Genomic DNA, 26033 nt, shown 5'->3' on the forward strand with positions numbered 1-26033 from the left:
AACAACGGCTACAACGTCGTGAACATCGGCATCAAGCAGCCGGTCTCGGCGATCCTCGAAGCCGCCGAGGAACACCGCGCCGACGTCATCGGGATGTCCGGGCTCCTGGTCAAGTCCACCGTGATCATGAAGGAGAACCTCCAGGAGCTCAACCAGCGCAAGCTGGCCGCCGACTACCCGGTCATCCTCGGCGGGGCCGCCCTCACCCGGGCGTACGTGGAGCAGGACCTCCACGAGATCTACGAGGGTGAGGTCCGCTACGCCCGCGACGCCTTCGAGGGCCTGCGCCTCATGGACGCCCTCATCGCCGTCAAGCGCGGCGTCCCCGGCGCCACCCTCCCCGAACTCAAGCAACGCCGCGTCGCCAAGCGGGACACGCCCGTCCTCCAGGTCGACGAGCCGGAGGAGCCGGGCGGCCGGTCCGACGTCTCCGTGGACAACCCCGTCCCCACCCCGCCGTTCTGGGGCACCCGCGTGGTCAAGGGCATCCCGCTCAAGGACTACGCCTCCTGGCTCGACGAGGGCGCCCTGTTCAAGGGCCAGTGGGGCCTCAAGCAGGCCCGCGCCGGTGGAGCGACGTACGAGGAGCTCGTCGAGAGCGAGGGCCGCCCCCGCCTGCGCGGCCTCCTGGAGAAGCTGCACACCGAGAACCTCCTCGAAGCCGCTGTCGTCTACGGCTACTTCCCCTGCGTCTCCAAGGGCGAGGACCTGATCATCCTCGACGAGCAGGGCAACGAGCGGACCCGCTTCACCTTCCCGCGCCAGCGCCGCGGCCGCCGCCTGTGCCTCGCCGACTTCTTCCGCCCCGAGGAGTCGGGGGAGACCGACGTCGTCGGCCTCCAGGTCGTCACCGTCGGTTCCCGGATCGGCGAGGCCACGGCCAAGCTGTTCCAGGCCAACGCCTACCGCGAGTACATGGAGCTGCACGGCCTCTCCGTCCAGCTCGCCGAGGCCATGGCCGAGTACTGGCACGCCCGCGTCCGCTCCGAGCTCGGATTCGGCGGCGAGGACCCGGCCCAGGTCGAGGACATGTTCGACCTCAAGTACCGCGGCGCCCGCTTCTCCCTGGGCTACGGAGCCTGCCCCGACCTGGAGGACCGCGCCAAGATCGCCGACCTCCTCCAGCCGGAGCGGATCGGCGTCCACCTCTCGGAGGAGTTCCAGCTCCACCCCGAGCAGTCCACCGACGCCATCGTCATCCACCACCCCGAAGCGAAGTATTTCAACGCGCGCTGAGACGGACCGGCGTACACTGGACGGTCCCATACAGGCCGGTCACCTGATCCCCGGGGCATGTCCCCACGGGCGAGGTGACCGGCCTTATCGTCCCCTGAGAGAGGGTGTGCGCATTGACCAGCACCGTTCCTGCCACCGTCACCCGTACGGCCGACGGGCACGCCCTGCAGGCGGTGCTGCTGGACATGGACGGCACCCTCGTCGACACCGAGGGATTCTGGTGGGAGATCGAGGCCGAGATCTTCGGTGAGCTCGGGCACCGGCTCGACGACGCGTGGCGGGACGTCGTCGTCGGCGGCCCCATGAGCCGCAGCGCCGCCTTCCTCATCGAATCCACCGGCGCCACCATCGACCTCGCCGAACTCAGCGTGCTCCTCAACGAGCGCTTCGAGGCACGGATCGCCGGACAGGTCCCGCTGATGCCCGGAGCCGAACGGCTGCTGAGCGAGCTCTCCCGGAACAACATCCCCACCGCCCTGGTCTCCGCCTCGCACCGCCGCGTCATCGACCAGGTCCTGCTCACCCTCGGCCGCGACCGGTTCACCATGACCGTCGCCGGGGACGAGGTGCCCCGCACCAAGCCGCACCCCGACCCGTACCTGTTCGCCGCGAACGCCCTCGGCGCGCACCCCTCGCGCTGCGCCGTCGTCGAGGACACCGCCACCGGCGTCGCCGCCGCCGAAGCCGCCGGATGCCGGGTCGTGGCCATCCCCTCCGTCGGTCGGATCGAACCGGCGCCCGGCCGGACGATCGTCCGCTCGCTGGAGGACGTCGACCTGAGCTTCCTGCGTTCCCTCATCACTCCGATGAACTGAGTACGCACGCTCCGTACCGAACGGAATGAGGCGGGGCGGGGGTCCTGACGGAGGATCTTCCGCGCCCAGCCCCGGAGGCCGAAATTCCATCCCCCAGGGAAGCGTTGCGCAGGGTGACCTTGGTCACCCGCCAGGTGCCCGCAGGGCCCCCCGGCAAGCCCCGACGCCTCCCCATGTGTCCGGATTGATCAGCTCCTGCCCACATCTGCGAACTCTCCCGCATGAGCTGTCAGTCCGCACCCATCACCGTGCGATTACGCCCCAACTCCTGCCAGTTCCAGCCATCCCGTCCCAGGCCACTAATGTCGACGCGGGCACTACGCCGCACCTCAGCCGTACCGAACACACACCCCTGTGACCGGTATGCGCGTGGACCGATCGTCAAACACCGGCCCGATCGTTCCGCCCTGAACGGGCGACCGCCGCGCAGTGCCCTCTACGCCGCTTTGAGCAAGTGCCGGGTGAGGGAGTACTTCCAGAATGAACCGCAAGACCATGGTGCTGACGGCCGCCGCCGGACTGCTCACCCCCACGCTGGCCGCCTGCGGCACAGCGACCGGAGGAGCGGGATCCGGAGCGATCGTCGTCGGCACCACCGACCGGTTCGAGGCTGCCGACTACGCCCCCGCCCCCTTCGACCCCGCATACGCCTACGACGCCGGCGCCTGGAACATCCTGCGCCAGACCGTCCAGACGCTGATGCACACCCCGCGCGGCGGCGGCGAGCCCGTCCCCGAAGCTGCCTCCGACTGCCGCTTCACCGACACCGCCAACGAGAGCTACCGCTGCACCCTGCGCCCCGGCCTGAAGTTCGCGAGCGGCGACCCCCTCACCGCCAAGGACGTCAAGTACTCCATCGACCGCGTCCTCGCGATCAAGGACGAGAACGGCCCCTCCTCGCTGCTCTCCACCCTCGACAGCATCGAGACCAAGGGCACCGACACCGTCGTCTTCCACCTGAAGACCCCGGACGCGACCTTCCCGTACAAGCTCTCCACCCCCGCCGCGGGCATCGTCAGCGAGAAGCAGTACGAGGCCAAGAAGCTCCGCCCCGGCTTCACCGTCGACGGCTCCGGCCCGTACACGATGAAGGCCGAGGTCAAGGACAACCACCTCGTCCGCGCCGTCTTCACCAAGAACCCCCACTACAAGGGCGACATCAAGCTCCAGAACGACAAGGTCGAACTGCGCACCTTCGCCGACTCCGCCGCCATGGGCAAGTCCCTCACCGGCGGATCCATCGACGTCGTCTCCCGCACCCTGTCGCCCGCCCAGATCACCGAGCTCTCGGCCAAGCCCCCCAAGGGCGTCAAGCTGGTCCCGATGCCCGGCCTGGAAATCCGCTACCTCGGCTTCAACACCGAGGCCCCGGTCGTCAAGGACAAGGCCGTGCGCCAGGCCCTCGCCGCCGCCGTCGACCGCAACAACGTCATCTCCAAGGTCTACGGCAAGTCCGCGCAGCCCCTGTACTCGCTGGTCCCCACCACCGTCACCGGGCACGTCAACTCGTTCTTCAACAAGTACGGCGAGGCCAACACCCCCAAGGCAGCGGCCCTCCTCAAGGACGCCGGGATCAAGACCCCGGTCAAGCTGACCCTGAACTACACCTCCGACCACTACGGCGACGGCACCGCCGCCGAGTTCGAGGCCCTCAAGACCCAGCTCAACTCCACCGGGCTGTTCGACATCAGCGTCCAGGGCAACGAGTGGACCGACTTCCGGCCCGCCCAGAAGAAGGGCGACTACCCCGCCTACGGGCTCGGCTGGTTCCCCGACTACCCGGACGCCGACAACTTCCTCGCCCCGTTCCTGGAGCAGGACAACTTCCTGGGCACGCCGTACGCGAACACCGCGGTGCGCACCAGGCTCATCCCCGACGCCCGGCGCGCGATCGACCGTAACGTCGCCGCCCCCGCGATCACGGAGATGCAGGACATCGTGGCCGAGGACGTACCCGTCCTGCCCCTGTGGCAGGGCAAGCAGTACGTCGCCGCCCGCGATGGAATCACCGGAGTGGAGTGGTCCGTCAACGCCATCTCCGACCTCCAGCTGTGGGAGCTCGGCCGAGGTGTCAGCGGCTGAGACCGGCAACAACCGGCAGCGGGAGTCGCAGGCCGGCGCAACGTTCAGACCAGACTGTGAAGGACTTTCGCGTGAACCGACGTAACCAGTGGTTGGCGGCCCCGCTCGGCGCAGCCACCGCCGCCGCGCTGCTCAGCGGTTGCGGTTCGACCGACGGCTCGAACGCCGGCAGCGGCAAGGGCGTCGTGATGGGCATATCCGACAAGGTGAAGTCCACCGACCCCGCCTCCGGCTACGACCCGGGCTCCTGGCTGCTCTTCAACAACGTCTTCCAGTCGCTGCTGAGCTTCCCCAAGGGCGGCACCACGCCCGAGCCCGACGCCGCCCAGGCCTGCAACTTCGAGGGCGGCGACAGCAAGGTGTTCAAGTGCACCCTGCGCAGCGGCCTGAAGTTCAGCAACGGCAACAGCCTCACCTCGAAGGACGTCAAGTTCTCCTTCGAGCGCACGCTGAAGATCAACGACGCCAACGGCCCCGCCGTCATGCTCGCGTCGATCGGCTCCATCGAGGCCCCCGACGAGAAGACCATCGTCTTCCGCCTCAAGAACTCCGACGCGACCTTCCCCAGCAAGATCGCCTCCGGCGCCGGCGCCATCGTCGACAGCCGCGAGTACCCGGCCGACAAGCTCCGCGGCGACAACAAGGCCATCGGCTCCGGCGTCTACAAGCTCGACTCCTTCAGCGAGAAGAGCGCGAGCTTCTCCGTCAACGAGTCCTACAGCGGCAAGGCCAAGGCCAAGAACAGCGGCGTCACGCTCAAGTTCTTCAACGGCGACCAGGCCGGCCTCAAGACGGTCCTGGAAAGCGGGGACGTCGACTTCGCCTTCCGCGGCCTCGCCGCCAAGGACATCGCCGGCCTCGCCGCCACCAAGACCGGCGACCAGAAGGTCGACGTCGTCCAGGGCACCGGCGCCGAGGTCGAGCACATGGTCTTCAACGTCAACGACCCCGTCGTCGGCAAGCTGCCCGTGCGCAAGGCCATCGCCTACCTCGTCGACCGCGAGGCGCTCGTCAAGGACGTGTACGCGGGCACCGCCGTCCCGCTCTACTCGATCGTCCCCGCCGGCATCGCCGGACACACCACCCCGTTCTTCGACCGCTACGGCGGCAGCCCGCAGCCCGAGAAGGCCAAGGCCGTCCTGAAGGCCGCCAACATCACGGGCAAGGTCAAGGTCACCCTCTACTCGACCCCCTCGCGCTACGGCCCCTCCACCGACCAGCAGTTCCAGGTCATCGCCAAGCAGCTCAACGACAGCGGCCTCTTCGACGCCGAGATGAAGTCCGTCGAGTACGAGCAGTACGAGAAGGACATCCAGGCCGGCAAGTACGGCATCTACGTGAAGGGCTGGGTGCCGGACTACCCGGACGCCGACAACTTCACCCAGCCGTTCTTCGGCCCGGACAACGTCCTGCACAACAACTACGACAACAAGGAGATCAGCGGGACCATCATCCCGTCGACCTCCGCGAAGTCCGACCGCACCGCGGCCAACATGGACTACAACCGGCTCCAGGACATCGTCGCCGACGAGGTCCCGATCCTCCCGCTCTGGCAGGGCAAGCAGTACGCCGTCACCCGCCAGAACGTCACCGGCCTCCAGTGGTCCCTCGACGCCTCGACCGTCTTCCGCTTCTGGGAGATCAGCAAGGGCTGAGCCCCGCACACGGCAACGGGCCGGCAGCCGCGTGGAGCGGCTGCCGGCCCGTCGCCGTACGTCCGGCAGCGGCCGGAAAATCAGGGGAAAGCGGGGACGGCGGCGGAAAGCGGGGACGGCTACGGAGTGGCGCCCGGCCGCACCAGCCCCGACTCGTACGCGTACACCGCGGCCTGGACCCGGTCGCGCAGCCTCAGCTTCGTCAACACGTGACCCACGTGCGTCTTCACCGTCGTCTCGCTCACGAACAGGTCCGCCGCGATCTCCGCGTTCGACAACCCCCGGGCCACCAACTTCAGCACCTCCACCTCGCGCTCCGTCAGCGTCCCCAGCGTGTCCGGCACGCTGTCCTCACCCGACGGCAGGTGCCCCGCGTACTTGTCCAACAACCGCCGCGTGATGCTCGGCGCCAGCATCGCCTCACCCGCCGCGACCACCCGGATCGCCTGCACCAACTCGGTCGCCGGCGCGTCCTTCAGCAGGAACCCGCTCGCCCCCGCCCGCAACGCCTCCACCACGTACTCGTCCAGGTCGAACGTGGTCAGCACCAACACCTTCGCCGGCCCGTCCCGCCCCGGACCCGTGATCTGGCGCGTCGCCTCGACCCCGTCCATCCGCGGCATCCGGATGTCCATCAGCACCACATCGGGCTGCAGCGCCCGCACCTGGTCCAACGCCTGCAGACCGTCCCCGGCCTCGCCCACCACCACCAGCTCCCGCTCGGCCTCCAGAATCATCCGGAACCCGGTGCGCAGCAGTGGCTGGTCGTCGACCAGCAGGACGCGGATGGCCACGGAGGTACCTCGAATTCGTCGGGCGGCTACGGCGGACATCGCCCATTCTGCCCTGACGGCAAGATCAGGATTCCGCCGGGCGATCCACCACGACCTCCACCGGCTCCCCGGCCGGCCTCGGCACCACCGTCAACGGATACACCGGGGGAGTCCCCCCGAACTCCGGACACACCGACTGATGATCACACCAGCCGCACAGCTTCGTCGGCCGCGGCCGCCACTCACCCGTCTCCGTGGCCTCCCGGATCGCCTCCCACAACGCGTGCAGCTTGCGCTCCACCCGCTCCAGGTCCGCGACCACCGGATCGTAGGTCAACACGTCCCCACTGCCCAGGTACACCAACTGCAGCCGCCGCGGCACCACCTGCTTCAGCCGCCACACCACCAGCGCGTAGAACTTCATCTGGAACAAAGCACCCTCGGCGTACTGCGGCCGCGGCGCCTTCCCCGTCTTGTAATCGACGATCCGCACCTCACCCGACGGCGCCACGTCCACCCGGTCGATGATCCCCCGCAACCGCAGCCCCGACTCCAGCTCCGTCTCCACGAAGAACTCCCGCTCCACCGGCTCCAGCCGCGTCGGGTCCTCCAACGTGAACCAGCGCTCCACCAGCGCCTCGGCCTCCGTCAGCCAACGCGCCAGCCCGGCCCCCTCGTCCCCCTCCGGGAACAGCTCCGCCAGCTCCGGCTTCGCCTCCAGCAACCGGTCCCACTGCCCCGGGATCAACGCCTTCGCCCGCGGCGCCGTCCGCTCCTGCGCCGGATGATCGAACAACCGCTCCAGCACCGCGTGCACCAACGTCCCCCGCGTCGCCGCCGCACTCGGCTTCTCCGGCAGCTTGTCGATCACCCGGAACCGGTACAGCAGAGGACACTGCATGAAATCGCCGGCCCGCGAGGGCGACAGGGAACTGGGCGCCGCGGCGACCGGCGCCACGCCGACCTCGGAAGCACCTGGCACGGCACCGGGACTCGTCGTCATGCCCCAAACCCTACGGTCCACCGCCGACAGCACGCGCATACCATCGACGCAAAGCCCCCTCGCACTGCATGATCGGAGCATCACACCCCGCTACACCAGCACCTGAACCACACTGGAAACCCAAGCACCGAACGAAGGAAAGCCGTGGCAGACACCGACGAAACCGGCGAGCGCGCAGCCAAGCGCTCCGACCCGGGCGGCGGCATCCTCATGGGCCGCCCCTTCGGAGTGCCCGTCTACGTCTCCCCCAGCTGGTTCCTCGTCGCCGCCCTCATCACCTGGGTCTTCGGCGACCAGCTCGACCAGATCCTCCCCGACCTCGGACCCGTCCGCTACCTCGTCTCCCTCTTCTTCGCCGTCGCCTTCTACGCCTCCGTCCTCGTCCACGAGCTCGCCCACACCATCGCCGCGCTCCGCTACAAACTCCCCGTGCGCCGCATCCAGCTCCAGTTCTTCGGCGGAGTCTCCGAGATCGAGAAGGAGTCCGAGACACCCGGCCGCGAATTCGTCCTCGCCTTCGTCGGCCCCCTCCTCTCCCTCGCCCTCGCCGGGATCTTCTACCTCGGCATGAAGGCCGTCGACCCCGCCACCGTCCCCGGCGTCCTCCTCGCCGGCCTCATGATCTCCAACCTCCTCGTCGCCGCCTTCAACCTCCTCCCCGGCCTCCCCCTCGACGGCGGCCGCATGCTCCGCGCCGTCATCTGGGGCATCACCGGCAAACCCATGGCCGGCACCATCGCCGCCGCCTGGGTCGGACGCGGACTCGCCGTCGCCGTCCTCCTCGGCCTCCCCCTCCTCACCCACACGGGCGTCCTCGGCAACCGCACCGACGAGATCGGCGGCATGAACACCGTCATGGACGCGCTCCTCGCCGCGATCCTGGCCGCCATCATCTGGACCGGCGCCGGCAACAGCCTCCGCATGGCCCGCCTGCGCCAACACCTCCCCGAACTCCGCGCCCGCGCCCTCACCCGACGCGCCATCCCCGTCGAGAACGCCACCCCCCTCTCCGAAGCCCTCCGCCGCGCCAACGAAGCCGGAGCCCGCGCCCTCGTCGTCGTCGACGGCCTCGGAGACCCCATCGCCATCGTCCGCGAGACCGCCATCGCCTCCGTCCCCGAACACCGCCGCCCATGGGTCGCCGTCAGCACCCTCGCCCAGGACCTCACCGACGGCATGAAGGTTTCCGCGGAACTCACCGGCGAAGAACTCCTCGACCACCTCCGCGCCACCCCCGCCACCGAATACCTCGTCCTCGAAACCGGCGGCACCATCTACGGCGTCCTGTCCACCCTCGACGTCGAGAAGGCCTTCGTGAAGGCCATGGCGCGGCCCCAGTCCTGAAGCCAATACACTGGTCACATGTCCGAACCGACCGGTGCCGCCCGCCGACGCGGGCCCTTCGAGGTCGGGGACCAGGTTCAGCTCACCGACCCCAAGGGCCGCCACTACACGTTCACGCTCGAAGCCGGGAAGAATTTCCACACCCACAAGGGTTCCTTCCCGCACGACGAGCTGATCGGCGCCCCCGAGGGCAGCGTTGTCCGTACCACGGGCAACGTCGCATACCTCGCGCTGCGTCCCCTGCTCCCCGACTATGTCCTGTCCATGCCCCGCGGCGCCGCCGTGGTCTACCCCAAGGACGCGGGCCAGATCCTGGCCTTCGCCGACATCTTCCCCGGCGCCCGCGTCGTGGAAGCAGGAGTGGGCTCCGGCTCCCTGAGCAGCTTCCTGCTGCGCGCCATCGGCGACCAGGGCATGCTCCACAGCTACGAGCGCCGCGCGGACTTCGCCGAGATCGCCACCGCCAACGTCGAGCGCTACTTCGGCGGCCCCCACCCCGCGTGGCAGCTGACCGTCGGCGACCTCCAGGACAACCTGTCCGACACCGACGTCGACCGCGTCATCCTCGACATGCTCGCCCCCTGGGAATGCCTGGAGGCCGTCTCCAAGGCCCTCGTCCCCGGCGGCATCCTGTGCTGCTACGTGGCCACCACCACCCAGCTCTCGCGCACCGTCGAGTCCATCCGCGAATTCGGCTGCTACGCCGAACCGCAGCCCTGGGAATCGATGATCCGCAACTGGCACGTCGAAGGCCTCGCGGTCCGCCCCGACCACCGGATGATCGGCCACACCGGCTTCCTCGTCACCGCCCGCCGCCTCGCCGACGGCGTCGAGCCCCCGCTGCGCCGCCGCCGCCCCTCCAAGGGCGCCTACGGCGAGGACTACGACGGCCCCGGCAGCGACCGCTCCGCATAACGGCCCCACCCGGACCGGCCCGCCCACCGGGCCCGCCCAACACGAAGGCGCTGCGGCGCAGTTCCCCCGACCGACCGGGAACTGCGCCGCAGCGCCTTTTCGTTAGCCACGCACACCCTCCCCGCGCCCCGGCCCGAACCGCCCGGACCCAGCCGTTCCACCCCCCGTGTGACATGTGGCACGATGCTGGCTCCCCGTCACCCTTCGCACAGGAGACACCCCGCGTGCCGCACAGCCCCACCACGCCGGCGCCCACCCCGCAAGCCCCGGCGCACCACCGCGCCCGGCCCGCCCACTGGGCCGCCACGGCCACGGCCATCGCCGCCGTCATAGCCGGCGCGGGCCTCGTCCAGCCCGAACCCGCCACCGGAGCCACCCCGCCACCCAGCACCCGCAACGACCCACGAGCCACCGCCCCCGACGCACGGGCGGTCACCTACCCCCTCGACTGCAAGGGGCTGCCCCAGACCGTCACCGCCACCGCCCAAGGCGACCTCGACGGCGACGGACACCCCGAAACCGTGGCCGCCGTCCGCTGCCAGGCCGGCTCCGGCACCCCGCCCCACGCCCTCTACGTCCTCATCCAGGACCCCGCACCCGGCTCCACGCCCCGCGTCGTCGCCACCCTGCTCGACACCGACCGCCGACGGACCGCCACCGACCTCGCCATCCGTGACGGCTCCGTCACAGCACGTCTCCTCGGCTACTCCTCGCCGGACGTACCGCGCTCCGACCCCGACGTGAGCCAGCTCGCCAAGTGGCGCTGGACCGCCGGGAAATTCCGCCAGGAGCTGACGGACTCGTCCGCCGGAAGTGTTTGAACCGTCACTCCGCGTCCGGACCGAACACCTCGACCCTGTCCGAAACGCGCCTTACGTGGATGCAGTCACCCGGACATTCCTTCGCCGAATCCACCACGTCCTGGAGCAGCGTCAACGGAACCGGAGTCGTCGCCCCCGCCTCCTGCAGCAGCTCGTCCTCGGGGCTCTTCACGTACGCCAGACCATCAATGTCCAGCTCGAACACCTCAGGTGCGTACTGCACGCAGATCCCGTCCCCGGTGCACAGATCCTGGTCGATCCAGACCTCGAGCGGCTGCCCGGTCCCACCGACACCCTCCGCCGGGGCCTCCTGCTGCACGGTCATATCTCCTGCCGTTCCCTGCTCCGAGTGATCCACCCCGGCCACGACTTGAGACAAGTCGCGCGAGCCCTGACGGGTGTTGAACAGTTCGACCTTACAACCGGCTGCTTTCCGATGTTGATGGGTGGGTATTTCCTTGGCGTGAGGGAGTACGCAAGGGTGAAGATCGGACACACCTCTACCGTCTTTGTGATCTAGGGGTTTCAATCACCACCAGCCCAGGTAGGGTCAGGAAGCGTCCAGCTCCCCTTGGAGGAGGTGAGGACCGTGGCAGCCCACGACGACGACATCAACCGCGGCATCCGGCCCGGGCGAGGGTCTGAGGACCCCGCCGGCCAGGTTGCCTATCTCGAGCAGGAAATCGCCGTCCTGCGACGTAAGCTCGCCGACTCTCCGCGTCACACGAGGATTCTCGAAGAGCGGATCGTCGAGCTCCAGACAAATCTGGCAGGCGTCTCCGCGCAGAACGAACGACTCGCGAATACCCTCCGCGAGGCCCGCGACCAGATCGTGGCCCTCAAGGAGGAAGTCGACCGGCTCGCACAGCCGCCGGCCGGCTTCGGTGTCTTCCTCCAGGCGAACGAGGACGGCACCGTCGACATCTTCACCGGCGGCCGCAAGCTCCGCGTGAACGTGAGCCCCAGCGTCGAACCGGAAGACCTCCGGCGCGGCCAGGAGGTCATGCTCAACGAAGCGCTCAACGTGGTCGAGGCCATGGCGTACGAGCGAGCCGGGGACATCGTCACCCTCAAGGAGATCCTTGAGGACGGCGAGCGCGCCCTGGTGGTCGGGCACACCGACGAGGAAAGGGTGGTGAGGCTCGCCGAGCCGCTCCTGGACGTCACCATCCGCCCCGGCGACTCCCTACTGCTCGAACCCCGCTCCGGCTACGTCTACGAGATCGTCCCGAAGAGCGAGGTCGAGGACCTCGTCCTCGAAGAGGTCCCGGACATCGACTACGACAAGATCGGCGGCCTGGGCGACCAGATCGAGCTGATCCGCGACGCGGTCGAGCTCCCCTACCTCTACCCCGACCTCTTCAAGGAGCACGAACTCCGGCCCCCGAAGGGCATCCTGCTCTACGGCCCTCCCGGCTGCGGCAAGACGCTCATCGCCAAGGCCGTGGCCAACTCCCTTGCCAAGAAGGTCGCCGAGGTGACCGGCCAGCCCACCGGGAAGTCCTACTTCCTGAACATCAAGGGCCCCGAACTCCTCAACAAGTACGTCGGCGAAACCGAGCGGCACATCCGCCTCGTCTTCCAGCGCGCCAGGGAAAAGGCCAGCGAGGGCACCCCCGTCATCGTCTTCTTCGACGAGATGGAATCCCTCTTCCGCACCCGCGGATCCGGCGTCAGCTCGGACGTGGAGAACACCATCGTCCCCCAGCTGCTCGCCGAGATCGACGGCGTGGAAGGCCTGGAGAACGTCATCGTCATCGGCGCCTCCAACCGCGAGGACATGATCGACCCGGCCATCCTGCGCCCCGGCCGGCTCGACGTGAAGATCAAGATCGAGCGCCCCGGCGCCGAGGCCGCCAAGGACATCTTCGCGAAGTACCTCAAGGCCTCGCTGCCCCTGCACACGGACGACCTGTCCGAACACCAGGGCTCCACGGCCGAAACAGTGCACAGCATGATCCAGACCGTCGTCGAGCAGATGTACGCCGAAACCGAGGAGAACCGCTTCCTCGAGGTCACGTACGCCAACGGCGACAAGGAAGTCCTCTACTTCAAGGACTTCAACTCGGGCGCGATGATCCAGAACATCGTCGACCGCGCGAAGAAGATGGCCATCAAGGCCTTCCTCGAACAGAACCAGAAGGGCCTCCGCGTCTCCCACCTCCTCCAGGCCTGCGTGGACGAGTTCAAGGAGAACGAGGACCTGCCCAACACCACCAACCCCGACGACTGGGCCCGAATCTCCGGCAAGAAGGGCGAGCGGATCGTATTCATCCGCACACTCGTCACCGGAAAGCAAGGCGCGGACACGGGACGCTCCATCGACACGGTGGCGAATACCGGTCAGTACCTCTGACAAAAAGGGGCGGCTGCGGATGCCCTCACCGGGCAACCGCAGCCGCCCGTTTTACCACCCGCCCTTTTCGGCCGGTGACAGGGCGAATCCAATGACTGAAATGATCTCCCCACCAGCGCGCAGTGGTTCTAGGCTCTTCCGTACCGCCGGTCGCGCAGTGCGGGGACGGGCACCGCACACGACGCACCGGAGCACCAGCGGTACTTGAGCGCCGCTCCCGAACGGGAGCGCCGCCGGGCAAGGAGGGCCGCATGACCGTACGGCGAGTAATGGGGATCGAAACGGAGTACGGGATCTCCGTTCCGGGACACCCGAACGCCAATGCCATGCTCACCTCGTCCCAGATCGTCAACGCCTACGCGGCGGCGATGCACCGGGCGCGACGCGCCCGCTGGGACTTCGAGGAGGAGAATCCGCTGCGGGACGCCCGCGGCTTCGACCTCGCCCGCGAGGCCGCCGACAACAGCCAGCTGACCGACGAGGACATCGGCCTCGCCAACGTCATCCTCACCAACGGCGCACGACTCTACGTCGACCATGCGCACCCCGAGTACAGCTCACCGGAGATCACCAACCCGCTCGACGCCGTGCTCTGGGACAAGGCCGGCGAACGGATCATGGCCGAGGCGGCCGAACGGGCCGCCCAGCTGCCCGGCGCCCAGCCGATCCACCTCTACAAGAACAACACCGACAACAAGGGCGCCTCCTACGGCACGCACGAGAACTACCTGATGAAGCGGGAAACCCCCTTCTCGGAGATCGTGCGCCACCTGACCCCCTTCTTCGTCTCCCGCCAGGTCGTCACCGGCGCCGGCCGCGTCGGCATCGGCCAGGACGGCCGCGAGCACGGCTTCCAGATCAGCCAGCGCGCGGACTACTTCGAGGTCGAGGTAGGACTGGAGACCACCCTCAAGCGCCCGATCATCAACACGCGCGACGAACCCCACTCGGACGCGGAGAAGTACCGCCGCCTCCACGTGATCATCGGGGACGCCAACCTCTCCGAGATCTCCACGTACCTCAAGCTCGGCACGACCGCGCTCGTCCTGTCCATGATCGAGGACGGGTTCATCAACGTCGACCTGGCCGTGGACCAGCCCGTGCGCACCCTGCACCACGTCTCCCACGACCCCGACCTCCAATACCTCATCACGCTGCGCAGCGGCCGCACGCTGACCGCCGTACAACTCCAGATGGAGTACTTCGAGCTGGCCAGGAAGTACGTGGAGGAGCGGTTCGGCTCCGACGCGGACGACCAGACCAAGGACGTCCTCGCTCGGTGGGAGGACGTGCTGGGCCGGCTGGAGACCGACCCGATGAGCCTGTCGGGCGAGCTGGACTGGATCGCGAAGCGGGAGATCCTGGAGGGCTACCGGAGGCGCGACGGGCTGGAGTGGGACGCGGCGCGGCTGCACCTGGTCGACCTCCAGTACGCCGACGTACGGCCCGAGAAGGGCCTGTACAACCGGCTGGTCGCCCGCGGGAAGATGAAGCGCCTCCTGGAGGAGCCGGCGGTCGAGCGGGCCGAGAGCAAGCCCCCGGAAGACACCCGGGCCTACTTCCGGGGCCGGTGCCTGGAGCAGTACGCGGACGACGTGGCCGCCGCCTCCTGGGACTCGGTGATCTTTGACCTCCCGGGCCGTGACTCCCTCCAGCGGGTCCCGACCATGGAACCCCTGCGGGGGACCCGCAACCACGTCAAGGAGCTCCTGGACCGGTGTCGCACGGCCGAGGACCTGGTGCGGGTGCTTTCGGGGCAGTGAAGCGCGCCGAGGGGGCCTGAAAGGGCCCCCGGCCGGGAATCATGAAGGAAAGCCGGACGTTGTTCCGGACCACTTGGACAACTACGGGGACGAATTCCGAGCCCTCCTTGTAGGGTCCGGCGTAGGGTCTGATCTTGAGAGATCCCGAATCCCGGGGTCTCTCCACGTGAGCGTGCGAACCGAGCGGGGTGAGGTAGTCATGGCGACCAAGGACACCGGCGGCGGACAGCAGAAGGCGACGCGCTCGACCGAGGAGGTCGAGGAGGCCGCGGCCGAGGAATCGACCGACCTCAAGGAGCGCCAGGAAAAGCTCTCCGACGACGTCGACTCCGTACTTGACGAGATCGACGACGTCTTGGAGGAGAACGCCGAGGATTTCGTGAGGTCATTCGTGCAAAAGGGTGGCCAGTAGGGGTCGATGACATTCATTCGCCTTCGAATCGAAGGAGAGTCCCGGGTGGGGGATGGACGGGGCAGAGGCATCGAAGCGGTGTTCGCGTTGCAAGTCGCCGAAGCCTCGATCTGATTTCGCGGCCAATCGCGCGATGTGGGACGGCCTGCAGGCATATTGCCGAGCCTGTCAGGCGGACCAGCATCGCGAGCGGCAAGAGGCGAGGGGGCGGACGGTACGGGTCAAGGTGGCCGTACCGTCCGGCCACAAGCATTGTCCGCAATGCAAGGAGATCAAACCTCACTCGGAATGGGAGTCAAACAAATCCTCCTCCGACGGGTGGGCCAGTTACTGCCGGCTCTGCAGGGCTCAGCGAAACCGTGCCTCCTACTTCAAGCGCAAGTACGGAATCACGGAGGCCGAGCGCGAGGAGATGATCGCGGCTCAGGGCGGTCTCTGCCTGCTCTGTCGAGAAGGACCTGCCGAGCACGTTGATCACGATCATCAGACGGGTAAGGTCCGAGGCGTACTGTGCTTCAGCTGCAACGCAGCCCTGGGGCAGTTCAAGGATCGGCCGGACGTCATACGGCGTGCAGCCGCTTACGTGGAAGGAAACCTGTGGAACCCAACACTCGTAGCACAGGGCGTCTACCGGCAGCCTTCCTGACGCCGGGGTCGTCGTCCTTCATGGACTTCCTGGGCGCGCACTCGCCCGACATGCTGCCGGGGAACCGCAAGCTCCCCGAGGGTGTCGTCGAGGCGCCGCACGGGACGACCATCGTGGCCACCACCTTCCCCGGCGGGGTCGTCCTCGCCGGTGACCGGCGGGCGACCATGGGGAACATGATCGCGCAGCGGGACATCGAGAAGGTGTTCCCGGCCGACGAGTACTCCGCGGTGGGCATCGCCGGCACGGCCGGCCTGGCCGTGGAGATGGTCAAGCTGTTCCAGCTGGAGCTGGAGCACTTCGAGAAGGTGGAGGGGACGACCCTCTCGCTGGAGGGCAAGGCCAACCGGCTGTCGACCATGATCCGGAGCAATCTGGGCATGGCGATGCAGGGGCTGGCCGTCGTTCCGCTGTTCGCCGGGTACGACGAGGCCAAGGAGAAGGGCCGCATCTTCTCCTACGACGTGACCGGCGGCCGCTCGGAGGAGCACGGTTACGCCGCCACCGGTTCTGGCTCGATCTTCGCCCGCGGTTCCATGAAGAAGCTCTACCGTCCGGACCTGACGGAGGAGCAGGCCACCACGCTGGTCGTGCAGGCGCTGTACGACGCCGCCGACGACGACTCGGCGACCGGTGGGCCGGACCTGTACCGCCACATCTACCCGATCGTCACCGTCATCACGGACGAGGGGTTCCGCAGGTTGACCGACGACGAGTCGCAGGAGCTCGCCCGTACGGTCACCAACCGTCGGCTGGAGCAGCCCGACGGCCCGCGCGCCGCCCTGCTCTGACCATCCGCCGCCCCGTAGGAGCCCAGAAGAAAGGGACGGACAGCCGGTGTCGACTCCGTTCTATGTGTCACCCCAGCAGGCCATGGCCGACCGGGCGGAATACGCCCGGAAGGGCATCGCCCGCGGTCGCAGCCTTGTCGTGCTGCAGTACGCCGACGGCATCGTGTTCGTCGGCGAGAACCCGTCCCGTGCGCTGCACAAGTTCAGCGAGATCTACGACCGGATCGGCTTCGCGGCCGCCGGCAAGTACAACGAGTACGAGAACCTGCGGATCGGTGGTGTGCGGTACGCGGATCTGCGCGGGTACACCTACGACCGTGACGATGTGACGGCCCGTGGGCTGGCGAACGTCTACGCGCAGACGCTCGGCACGATCTTCTCCAGTGCGGGTGAGAAGCCGTACGAGGTGGAGCTGGTCGTCGCCGAGGTGGGTGCGACGGCCGCCGGGGACCAGATCTACCGGTTGCCGCACGACGGTTCGATCGTGGACGAGCACGGCTCGGTCGCGGTCGGCGGCAACGCCGAGCAGATCAGTACGTTCCTGGACCAGCGGCACCGGGACGCGATGACGCTGTCGGAGGCGTTGAAGCTGGCGGTGCAGGCGCTGTCGAGTCAGGCGAACGGTGCCGACAAGACGATTCCGGCTGAGCGGCTGGAGGTCGCGGTGCTGGACCGGACGCGGGCGCAGCAGCGGAAGTTCAAGCGGATCCGGGGTCGGCAGTTGGCGCGGTTGCTGGAGGCGGATGTTCCGGCGGCGGCTCAGGCGGATGCCGTGTCGAACGACGAGGCGCCGGAGGACGACGCCGAGTAGGAGCGGTCGAGCTGGTTCCGTGGTGCGTGGAGCCCCGGTGTGCCCGTGAGGGTGTGCCGGGGCTTCGTCGTGTCCGGGGGTGGGGTCAGGGGGTGGGGGCGGGGCCGGAGGAGTCGCGGACGACGAGGTGGACGGGGATGTCGGGGGCGGTCCACGGGGTGCCGTCGAGGGCGGCGAGGAGGGCTGTCATGCCTTGTTCTCCGACGCGTTCGGCGGGGAGGGCGACGGTGGTGAGTTCGGGTTCGACGGCGGTGGCGAGGGCGAGGTCGTCGAAGCCGGTGACGGAGATGTCTTCGGGGATGCGCAGGCCGAGGCGGCGGGCTGCCTTGCAGGCGCCGGCGGCGAGGATGTCGTCGTCGCAGACGATGGCGGTGGGGCGGGGTCCGGGGGTGGAGAGGGCGGTTTCGATGGCTCGGCGGCCGCCGTCGACGGTGAGGGGTGCTCTGACGGTGCGCAGTTCGGCGGTGGGGGTGAGGAGGGTGGTGAGGGCTTCGGCGCGGATGTGGAAGGTCCAGGAGTCGACGGCGGAGGCGAGGTGGAGGAAGCGGCGGTGGCCGTGGTGGAGGAGGTGGTGGGCGACCTGGTTCATGCCGTCGGCCATGGCGAGGTTGATGTGGGCGGCGGCGCTCGCGGAGGAGGGGTCGCTGTCGAGCATGACAAGAGGGAGGTCGTCGCCGCCGATGGCGTCGAGGGCGGCGGCTGCCATGGAGGAGGCGATGACTCCGTCGAGTGCGGCGCGGGCGGAGGCGAAGGGGTCGCGGGCGGGGCCGGTGCCGTCGGGGGAGGGGTAGAGGACGACGCCGAAGCCGTGTTCGGCGGCGATGCGGGCGGCGCCGGTGTAGACGCGGGCGAAGAATTCGTTGGTGAGGGCGGGGACGACGAGGAGGGCGGTGCGGGTGCTGCCGAGGCGGAGGTTGCGGGCGGCGAGGTTGGGGCGGTAGCCGAGGTCGGCGGCGGTTTCGCGGACGTGTGCGGCGGTGCGTTCGGAGACGCGGCCGCGCCATTTATCGCCGAGGACGAGGGAGACGGTGGCCTGGGAGACCCCGGCGGCGGCGGCGACGTCCCGGCTGGTGGGTCTCGTCACAGGGGGCTCCTGAAGTGCGAGGTGGGAGGTGGTGCGGGGGGTCCGTGGGCTGGACCGTGCGACTGCGGCCATGGTACGTATGACGTCGTCACGTTATACGTATTACTCCGGCTGGGTCCGGGCGGAAGGGGGCGGACATGGCCGCGGGGTACATGGAGCTGCTCAGGACCCGGCATGCCGCGAGGTTGCTGGTGGGCACGTTGGTGGGGCGGCTGCCGAACGGCATCGCGTCGATCGCGCTCGTGATGTTCGTGCGGGCGGAGGGCGGCAGCTACAGCCTGGCGGGGGCGTTGGCGGCGGCGTACGGGGTGGCCAATGCCGTCGGCCAGCCGTTGCTCGGTCGGGCGGTGGACCTGTACGGGCAGCCCCGGGTGCAGCTTCCGGCGGCGGTGGTGTCGGCGTTGGGCATGGTGTGGTTGGCGTCCGCCGGGATCGGGTCGGCGGCCGTCGCCTATGCGGCGGTGGTGGTGGCGGGGTTGTTCACGCCGCCGCTGGAGGGTGGTCTGCGGGCTCTTTGGCCGAGCGTGCTCGGTGGCAAGGAGGGGCGGGTGCACGCCGCGTACGCGATGGACGCGGTGGCGCAGGAGGTGATGTTCACGGTCGGGCCGCTGCTGGTGACGGTGTTCGTCTCGTTGTGGTCGCCGGCGGTGGCGTTGGTGGCGCTGAACGTGCTGGGTGTGTTGGGCGCGCTGTCGGTGGTGGTGTCGGAGCCGTCGCGTGCGTGGCGTTCCGAGCCGCGGGAGGCGCACTGGTTGGGGGCGCTGCGTTCGCGGGGTCTGTTGGCGTTGTTGGGCGCGTTCTTCTTCGTGGGTACGGCGCTGGGTTCGATCACGGTGGCCGCGGTCGCCTATTCGGACGAGCACGGTGGCGCGGCGGTGTACGGCTGGATGATGGCCGCGTTGGGTCTGGGTGCGTTGGTGGGTGGTGTGACCTACGGTGCGCGTCAGTGGGCGGGGGCGCCGGAGCGGCGGTTGCAGCTGTTGGTGGCGTTGTTGGCGGTGTGTTATCTGCCGCTGATGTTGACCGTGGGGCCGGTGGGGATGACGGCGTTGTCCGCGTTGGCGGGTGTGTTCCTGGCGCCGGCGATCGCGTGTGCGTTCATCGTGGTGGATCGGCACGCTCCGGTGGGGACGGTGACGGAGGCGTTCTCGTGGCTGGTGACCTTCTTCGGGGTGGGTGCGGCGATGGGTACGGCGGCCGCGGGTCCGGCGGTGGAACTGGGCGGGATCACGGCCGGTTTCGCCGTGGCGGGCGGTGCCGGGGTGGCGGCGCTGTTGGTGCTGACGCTGACTCAGCGGGTGCTGGCCTCGCCGGGGCGCGTTCGGGCGGTGGCCGGGTCGGTGGAGGGCGTTGTCGGGGGTGTCGTGGAGGGGGTCGAAGGGGTGTCCGCCGGGGGGCCGTCGGAGCCGTTCGTGAAAAACTGATCGGAACGCCGCTCTCGAACCCGGTTTCAGAAGAGGGCAGAAGGCGTAATGTTCAGTCATGGACCGCCGCATTTTCGGGCTGGAGAACGAGTACGGCGTCACGTGCACGTTCAGGGGACAGCGCCGACTGTCTCCTGACGAAGTGGCGCGCTACCTCTTCCGCCGTGTTGTGTCATGGGGCCGCAGCAGCAATGTCTTCCTGCGGAACGGCGCCCGCCTGTACCTCGACGTGGGATCGCATCCGGAATATGCAACACCGGAATGCGACAACCTGATCGAACTGGTCACCCACGACAAGGCAGGCGAGCGCATTCTCGAAGGCCTGCTCGTCGACGCAGAACGCCGCCTGCACGAGGAGGGAATCGCGGGCGACGTATACCTCTTCAAGAACAACACCGACTCGGCGGGCAATTCGTACGGTTGCCACGAGAACTACCTGGTGGCCCGGCACGGAGAATTCTCCCGCCTGGCGGACATCCTGATTCCCTTCCTCGTCACGCGCCAGCTGATCTGTGGTGCGGGCAAGGTGTTGCAGACCCCTCGGGGCGCGGTCTACTGCGTCAGTCAGCGGGCCGAGCACATCTGGGAGGGCGTCAGCTCGGCCACCACCCGTTCCCGGCCGATCATCAACACCCGCGACGAGCCGCACGCGGACGCCGAGCGTTACCGGCGGCTGCACGTGATCGTCGGGGACTCGAACATGTCCGAGACGACGATGCTCCTCAAGGTCGGTGCCACCGATCTGGTGCTGCGCATGATCGAGGCGGGCACGGTGATGCGGGACCTGACCCTGGAGAACCCGATCCGGGCGATCCGTGAGGTCAGTCATGACATCACGGGGCAGCGCAAGGTGCGGCTGGCCAGTGGTCGGGAGGCCTCGGCGCTGGAGATCCAGCGGGAGTACTACGAGAAGGCCCTGGACTTCGCGGAGCGTCGGGGGATCCGTACCGGGGTCGTGGAGCAGGTCCTGGAGCTGTGGGGTCGGACGCTCGACGCGATCGACGCCGAGGACCTGGACCGGATCGGCACGGAGATCGACTGGGTCATGAAGTACCAGCTGATCGAGCGGTACCGGGCCAAGCACAACATGACCATGTCGAACCCGAGGGTCGCCCAGATAGACCTCGCGTATCACGACATCCACCGGCGGCGGGGGCTGTACTACCTGCTGGAGCGCAAGGGGCAGGCGGCGCGGATCTGCAACGACCTGAAGATCTTCGAGGGCAAGTCGGTGCCCCCGCAGACGACTCGGGCGAGGCTGCGCGGCGACTTCATCCGTCGGGCGCAGGAGCAGCGGCGTGACTTCACGGTGGACTGGGTGCACCTGAAGCTCAATGACCAGGCGCAGCGAACGGTGCTGTGCAAGGACCCGTTCCGGTCGGTCGACGACCGGGTGGAGAAGCTGATCGCCGGGATGTAGACAAAGTAAAGTGTGACATCTCACTGATCTTGGCCAGGGCCCCGTACGGATCTCGTACGGGGCCCTCGTCACGGCTTAGAGTGGCGGGCGACCGCCAGCCGTCTGAGATCTGAGGAACACGTGCGCCGACTTGCCGGCCTTCTTGTCGTACCGATGCTGCTGCTCACCACGGCGGCTTGCGGGGACGACAGCGGCTCCGACTCCGCCGAGACCACGAACGGGGTGCCCGCGATCACGAAGGGCGCCAAGTTCGGGGAGACCCCCACCCTGGCCCAGGGCAAGGGCACGCCTCCCAAGGAATTGAAGGTGGAGGTCATCAGCGAGGGCAAGGGCCCGGTGCTGAAGAAGGGCGACATCGCCCAGGTCAACTACTCCGGCCAGGTGTGGGACGGCAAGGAGCCGTTCGACGCCAGCTTCGGCAAGGGCAAGACCTTCGACGTGAACATCGGCGCGGGCGCCGTCATCAAGGGCTGGGACCAGGGCCTGGAGGGTCAGAAGGTCGGCAGTCGCATCGAGCTGGTGATCCCTCCGGAGCTCGGCTACGGGGCGCAGGGTTCCGGCGAGAAGATCAAGCCGAACGCGACGCTGGTCTTCGTCGTGGACATCGTCAAGGGTGCCTCCGTCCCCGCCTCGGCGAAGGGCAAGGAAGTCGCGCAGGACAACAAGGACCTGCCGAAGGTCGGTACCAACACGGACGGCAAGGAAGTCTCCGTGACCGTCCCGAAGGACGTCGCGCCGCCCGCGAAGCTGGTTTCCAGCTACGTGATCGAGGGTGACGGCCCGGTCGTCAAGGACACCGACAGCGTCGTCGTCAAGTTCAACGGCAAGACCTGGAAGGACGACAAGTCCTTCGAAAGCACGTACGCCACCGATTCGACGGTGACGTGGCCGATGTCCGAGCTCTCGGTCAAGGGTCTGAAGGAAGGCCTGGTGGGCAAGAAGACCGGCAGCCGGATCCTGCTGGTCATCCCGCCGGCCGACGGCTTCGGCGACAAGGAGCAGGGCACCATTCCGGCCAATTCGACGCTGGTCTTCAGCCTCGACATCCTCGCGGTGATGTAAGACTGTTCCGGTTGACCGGTTCGTACGTATGAGGAGCAGTTCCGTGAGTGACAAGCTGGAGAAGCCCGAGATCGACTTCCCCGAGGGCGAGGTCCCCAAGGACCTCTTGTCCGAGGACATCTGGCTGGGCGACGGCGCCGAGGCCAAGGCCGGCGACATGGTCGCCGTCCACTACGTGGGCGTGGCATTCTCCACCGGCGAGGAGTTCGACGCCTCCTGGAACCGCGGCTCCGCGCTGCAGTTCAAGCTCGGCGTCGGCCAGGTCATCTCCGGCTGGGACCAGGGCGTCCAGGGCATGAAGGTCGGCGGCCGTCGCAAGCTGACGATCCCCGCGAACCTCGCCTACGGCGACCGCGGCGCGGGCAACGCGATCGCCCCGGGCGAGGCGCTGATCTTCGTCTGCGACCTGGTCAAGGTCGGCTGATCCGGACTTCCGTGATCCGAGCACGGGCCCCCGCCGTCAGGCGGGGGCCCTCGCTTTTGCCCGGGCCCGCCGGGACGGTACGGTCAACGGTCAACGAGTGTGTGCGGAAATACGGGGGGATGGCGTCGATGGCGATTGCCAAGGCCGAGCGGCTGATGAATCTGGCGCTGTGTCTGCTGGGGACCCGTCGTCCGCTCAGCAAGCGCGAGCTGCGCGGCTCCATCGAGGCCTACCTGGAGGCGGGCAACGACGAGTCCTTCAACCGCATGTTCGAGCGGGACAAGGACGACCTGCGTGAACTCGGCCTCGTCATCGAGACGGTGGAGAACATCGAGGGCGAGACCGGCTACCTGGCCCGCCGGGACAGCAACCGGCTGCCGCCCGTCTCCCTGGACGCCGAGGAGGCCGCGGCCCTCGGACTCGCCGCCAAGGTCTGGCAGCAGGCCCGCCTCGCGGGCGCGGCCAGCGGGGCCCTGCAGAAGCTGCGTGCGGGCGGGATGCCGGAGGCCGGTGACCCGTACGAGGGCCAGCACAGCGCCATCGAACCGCGCATCCCGGTCCACGAGGCGGCCTTCGAGCCGCTGATGTTGGCCTGTCGGGACCGGCGGCCCGTGGTCTTCGAGTACCGCAGGTCCAACGCCGCCCGCCCCGAGCCGCGGCAGGTCGAACCGTGGGCGCTGGAGTGCTGGCGCGGCCACTGGTACCTGGCCGGCTACGACCGGGACCGCGGCGCGGAGCGGGTGTTCCGGCTCTCCCGGATCACCGGCAAGGTCCGATCCCGGGCCGGGAAGTACACCGCCGAGGTGCCCGACGTGGTGACCGTACGGGAGACCGTGGCGAGTTGGGCCGGGGAGGGGGCCGAGCGCTCCGCGCTGATCCGGCTGCGGGCCGGCGCCGGATACCCGCTGCGGGCCAAGGCGACCGCGGTGCGGGAGGGCGGGGACGGCTGGGACGAGCTGGAGATCCCCTACGGGCACGGGCTGGACGCCTGGCTCGTGGAGTTCGGCCCGGACGTGGTCGTGGTGGAGCCCGCCGACCTGCGCGCCGACGTGGTGGACCGGCTGCGCGCCGTCGCCCGGGGCTGAGCACCACCCGCCCGGGCCGACCGTGCCCCGGCGGCCCGAACATCGCTAGCAACGCCCTGAGGGGGAGACGTACCAGCATGGCTGCCAACGCCATCGACCAGACCCGCCGGATGCTGTCCCTGGTGACCTACCTGCGCGAGCGCCCCGGGGCGCACGTCGCCGACGTCGCCCGCGCCTTCGGGATCACCGAGGACGAGCTGATCTCGGACCTCGACGTGCTGCCCATGTGCGGGACCAGCTTCCGCGGCGGGGACCTGCTCGACATCGACACCGACGGCGAGCGCATCTGGTGGCGCAACCCCGACGCCTCGGGGGAGTCCACCGCCGAACCCCTGCGGCTGGCCGCCGACGAGGCGACGGCGCTGCTGGTCGCGGCCCGCGCCGTGGCCACCCTGCCCGGGCTGCGCGAGAGCGACCGCGACGCCCTGCTGCGGGCCACCGCCAAGCTGGAGGCCGCCGCGGGTGAGGTGGCGAGCGCCAGCTCCCGGCTGTCGGTGACCTTCGAGTCGGAGGGCGGGGTCTTCGCCGACGTCGACCGGGCCATCGCCGAGCGGCGCAGGCTGTGGCTGCGCTACTACTCGCCCGCGCGGGACGAGCTGACCGAGCGCGTCGTCGACCCGATCCGCCTCTTCGCCGTCGGGCACACCTACCTGGAGGGTTGGTGCCACCTCTCGGAGGCCCGCCGTACCTTCCGGCTGGACAGGGTGGCCGAGATCCGGCTCCTCGACGAACGCTCCGAGCCGCCCGCGATCGAGCCCCGGGACCTGTCGGTGGGGCTGGTCCAGCCCGCGGCCGAGGACCCGGAGGTGGTGGTCGAGGTCGGCCCCGGCGGCCGCTGGGTCGCCGAGTACTACCCGCACGACAGCGCCGAGGAGCAGCCCGACGGCGGCCTGCGGATCACGCTGCGCAGTCCCGACCCGGCCTCGCTGCGCCGCCTCGCGCTGCGCCTGGGCCGTGACGGGCGGATCGTGTCGCCGGCGGACCTGGCGCGGAGCGCGAGCAAGGCCGCGACGGAAGCCCTCGCCGGGTACGGGGAACAGGTCTAGGGAGCGGGGGAGCGATGGCAGCGACATCCGGACCCGCGTCGGGCCGGACCTCCGGTGCGCCGGAGCCGGTCGCCGGCGGCGGCGCCGGGCCGGTCACCTTCAAGGCCGCCTGTCCCGAGTGCCGGGCCCGGTTCGAGCTCGCGGCCGGCGCGCTGCGGCTGGCCATCGGCGGCAGCAGGCGTACCACCTTCTACTCCTTCACTTGTCCCGAGTGCGCGGTCCAGGTCCGCAAACCCGCCGGTGAGCGCATCGTGGAGCTCCTCACCGGCGGTGGCGTGAGCACCCTGCGCAGCGTTCGTGGCAGGGGATAGGCTCCTCCCATGCTGTGGCCGATGCTCGCAATTGCCCTGGGCTTCCTCGGGGTGGCCGTCCTTTCCGTACTGGCCGTACGGGTCTTCGTCGAGGTCCGGCGGCTCGCCGGTCAGGTGGACGAGGCCAGCCGCCGGATCACCGAAGCCTCGGGCGACCTGGAGCGGGCCGCCGCCGACCTGGCCAGGGCGGGCGGAGCGGTACGTCCGTAGTGCGGCGGGCGCGGGCGGCCGGTCGGCGTACGCCCCCGCCCGTACTCCGGTGTCCGCACGCCCATGGAAAAGGTGGAGTGGGAGCCGTACCGTCTGAGTCGCGCACCAGCGTGGATACCCCTGGGGATTGCCGGGCGTTAACCCTCGGGGGTTACGATCGATGTCAGAGCGGTGGCGGATCTTGATCCGAAATCAGCTCAGGCCACCACAACCAGCCGTTTCGGTGAGAAGGAAGACACACATGATCGGCAATCTGAAGCCCCTTGAGATCCTTCTGATCATCGCTGTCATCGTGCTGCTGTTCGGCGCCAAGAAGCTCCCCGAGATGGCCCGCTCGCTGGGCAAGTCGGCCCGCATCCTCAAGAGTGAGGCCAAGGCCATGAAGAAGGACGGCGAGGCCGAGGACGCAGCGACCGCCGCCACGGTCGCCGACCAGGCCCCGCAGCAGACCACGGCCCCGCGCACGATCCAGGCCGCCCCCGGTGACGTCACCAGCGCCCGCCCCGTCAGCGAGCCCAACCACACCGCCAAGAGCTGACACGGG

26 protein-coding genes are annotated in these 26033 nt (G+C 68.8%); 22 read left to right on the top strand and 4 right to left on the bottom strand.

The window, feature by feature from the left end; all coding sequences use genetic code 11:
• The 4 genes from NOD94_RS17400 to NOD94_RS17415 all read left to right on the top strand — a co-directional run.
• Positions 1–1236, top strand: a 1236-nt coding sequence (locus tag NOD94_RS17400) for a vitamin B12 dependent-methionine synthase activation domain-containing protein (RefSeq protein ID WP_281206864.1), incomplete at its 5' end; no start/stop codon positions are given.
• A 113-nt stretch (positions 1237–1349) separates the two neighbouring features.
• Complete coding sequence (locus NOD94_RS17405; RefSeq protein WP_281206865.1) at positions 1350–2051, top strand: HAD family phosphatase; 702 nt, start codon at positions 1350–1352, stop codon at positions 2049–2051.
• Between the two features lie 480 nt (positions 2052–2531).
• Complete coding sequence (locus NOD94_RS17410; RefSeq protein WP_281206866.1) at positions 2532–4133, top strand: ABC transporter substrate-binding protein; 1602 nt, start codon at positions 2532–2534, stop codon at positions 4131–4133.
• Positions 4134–4204: 71 nt separating this feature from the next.
• Positions 4205–5788, top strand: coding sequence for an ABC transporter substrate-binding protein (locus NOD94_RS17415; protein WP_281206867.1), 1584 nt, complete (start codon positions 4205–4207; stop codon positions 5786–5788).
• Between the two features lie 119 nt (positions 5789–5907).
• Here the strand turns inward: NOD94_RS17415 and NOD94_RS17420 are convergent, their stop codons facing one another.
• Both NOD94_RS17420 and NOD94_RS17425 read right to left on the bottom strand, forming a co-directional pair.
• Positions 5908–6582, bottom strand: coding sequence for a response regulator transcription factor (locus tag NOD94_RS17420; RefSeq protein ID WP_281206868.1), 675 nt, complete (start codon positions 6580–6582; stop codon positions 5908–5910).
• A 64-nt stretch (positions 6583–6646) separates the two neighbouring features.
• Entirely contained in the window at positions 6647–7564 is a 918-nt protein-coding gene (locus NOD94_RS17425; protein ID WP_281206910.1) for a RecB family exonuclease, read from the bottom strand.
• A 210-nt stretch (positions 7565–7774) separates the two neighbouring features.
• Here NOD94_RS17425 and NOD94_RS17430 point away from each other — a divergent pair, with 210 nt between their 5' ends.
• From NOD94_RS17430 to NOD94_RS17440, 3 genes are all read left to right on the top strand, one after another.
• Positions 7775–8908, top strand: coding sequence for a site-2 protease family protein (locus NOD94_RS17430; RefSeq protein ID WP_281206911.1), 1134 nt, complete (start codon positions 7775–7777; stop codon positions 8906–8908).
• Between the two features lie 18 nt (positions 8909–8926).
• Positions 8927–9823, top strand: a complete 897-nt coding sequence (locus NOD94_RS17435; protein ID WP_281206869.1) for a tRNA (adenine-N1)-methyltransferase — start codon at positions 8927–8929, stop codon at positions 9821–9823.
• Between the two features lie 224 nt (positions 9824–10047).
• Positions 10048–10644, top strand: coding sequence for a hypothetical protein (locus NOD94_RS17440; protein WP_281206870.1), 597 nt, complete (start codon positions 10048–10050; stop codon positions 10642–10644).
• 4 nt (positions 10645–10648) lie between these two features.
• Here the strand turns inward: NOD94_RS17440 and NOD94_RS17445 are convergent, their stop codons facing one another.
• The gene (locus NOD94_RS17445) at positions 10649–10969 is read right to left on the bottom strand and encodes a ferredoxin (RefSeq protein ID WP_281206871.1); all 321 of its coding nucleotides are present in this window, start codon (positions 10967–10969) and stop codon (positions 10649–10651) included.
• Positions 10970–11233: 264 nt separating this feature from the next.
• Here NOD94_RS17445 and arc point away from each other — a divergent pair, with 264 nt between their 5' ends.
• The 6 genes from arc (at position 11234) to prcA (ending at position 17423) form a co-directional block, all read left to right on the top strand.
• Positions 11234–13000: a proteasome ATPase gene (gene arc, locus NOD94_RS17450; protein ID WP_281206872.1), complete on the top strand. Its 1767-nt coding sequence runs from the start codon at positions 11234–11236 to the stop codon at positions 12998–13000.
• A gap of 251 nt (positions 13001–13251) precedes the next feature.
• A complete protein-coding gene (gene dop / locus NOD94_RS17455) occupies positions 13252–14763 on the top strand; it encodes a depupylase/deamidase Dop (protein ID WP_281206873.1) in 1512 nt (503 codons plus the stop codon).
• A 199-nt stretch (positions 14764–14962) separates the two neighbouring features.
• A complete protein-coding gene (locus tag NOD94_RS17460) occupies positions 14963–15175 on the top strand; it encodes a ubiquitin-like protein Pup (protein WP_281206874.1) in 213 nt (70 codons plus the stop codon).
• 133 nt (positions 15176–15308) lie between these two features.
• Positions 15309–15821, top strand: coding sequence for an endonuclease VII domain-containing protein (locus tag NOD94_RS17465; protein ID WP_348652337.1), 513 nt, complete (start codon positions 15309–15311; stop codon positions 15819–15821).
• A complete protein-coding gene (gene prcB, locus NOD94_RS17470) occupies positions 15773–16612 on the top strand; it encodes a proteasome subunit beta (protein WP_281206876.1) in 840 nt (279 codons plus the stop codon). Before NOD94_RS17465 ends, prcB begins: the two co-directional genes overlap by 49 nt.
• Positions 16613–16658: 46 nt before the next feature.
• Entirely contained in the window at positions 16659–17423 is a 765-nt protein-coding gene (prcA, locus tag NOD94_RS17475; RefSeq protein ID WP_281206877.1) for a proteasome subunit alpha, read from the top strand.
• A gap of 85 nt (positions 17424–17508) precedes the next feature.
• Here the strand turns inward: prcA and NOD94_RS17480 are convergent, their stop codons facing one another.
• Positions 17509–18507: a LacI family DNA-binding transcriptional regulator gene (locus NOD94_RS17480; RefSeq protein WP_281206878.1), complete on the bottom strand. Its 999-nt coding sequence runs from the start codon at positions 18505–18507 to the stop codon at positions 17509–17511.
• Positions 18508–18644: 137 nt separating this feature from the next.
• On the opposite strand from NOD94_RS17480, the gene NOD94_RS17485 reads away from it, so the two are divergent.
• From NOD94_RS17485 to tatA, 9 genes are all read left to right on the top strand, one after another.
• Entirely contained in the window at positions 18645–19931 is a 1287-nt protein-coding gene (locus NOD94_RS17485) for an MFS transporter (protein ID WP_281206879.1), read from the top strand.
• Positions 19932–19989: 58 nt separating this feature from the next.
• The gene (pafA, locus tag NOD94_RS17490) at positions 19990–21351 is read left to right on the top strand and encodes a Pup--protein ligase (protein WP_281206880.1); all 1362 of its coding nucleotides are present in this window, start codon (positions 19990–19992) and stop codon (positions 21349–21351) included.
• 120 nt (positions 21352–21471) lie between these two features.
• On the top strand, positions 21472–22413 hold the full coding sequence (locus NOD94_RS17495; RefSeq protein ID WP_281206881.1) for an FKBP-type peptidyl-prolyl cis-trans isomerase: 942 nt from the start codon (positions 21472–21474) through the stop codon (positions 22411–22413).
• Positions 22414–22441: 28 nt separating this feature from the next.
• Positions 22442–22837, top strand: coding sequence for an FKBP-type peptidyl-prolyl cis-trans isomerase (locus tag NOD94_RS17500; protein ID WP_281206882.1), 396 nt, complete (start codon positions 22442–22444; stop codon positions 22835–22837).
• A 128-nt stretch (positions 22838–22965) separates the two neighbouring features.
• The gene (locus NOD94_RS17505) at positions 22966–23922 is read left to right on the top strand and encodes a WYL domain-containing protein (protein ID WP_281206883.1); all 957 of its coding nucleotides are present in this window, start codon (positions 22966–22968) and stop codon (positions 23920–23922) included.
• 77 nt (positions 23923–23999) lie between these two features.
• Positions 24000–24968, top strand: coding sequence for a WYL domain-containing protein (locus NOD94_RS17510; RefSeq protein WP_281206884.1), 969 nt, complete (start codon positions 24000–24002; stop codon positions 24966–24968).
• A gap of 14 nt (positions 24969–24982) precedes the next feature.
• The gene (locus NOD94_RS17515; protein WP_281206885.1) at positions 24983–25279 is read left to right on the top strand and encodes a hypothetical protein; all 297 of its coding nucleotides are present in this window, start codon (positions 24983–24985) and stop codon (positions 25277–25279) included.
• 9 nt (positions 25280–25288) lie between these two features.
• Complete coding sequence (locus NOD94_RS17520; protein WP_281206886.1) at positions 25289–25489, top strand: hypothetical protein; 201 nt, start codon at positions 25289–25291, stop codon at positions 25487–25489.
• Between the two features lie 241 nt (positions 25490–25730).
• Positions 25731–26027, top strand: a complete 297-nt coding sequence (tatA, locus tag NOD94_RS17525; protein ID WP_281206887.1) for a Sec-independent protein translocase subunit TatA — start codon at positions 25731–25733, stop codon at positions 26025–26027.
• Positions 26028–26033 lie beyond the last annotated feature (6 nt).

Source organism: Streptomyces sp. Isolate_45, from assembly GCF_024721315.2.
Classification (GTDB): Bacteria; Actinomycetota; Actinomycetes; order Streptomycetales; family Streptomycetaceae; genus Streptomyces.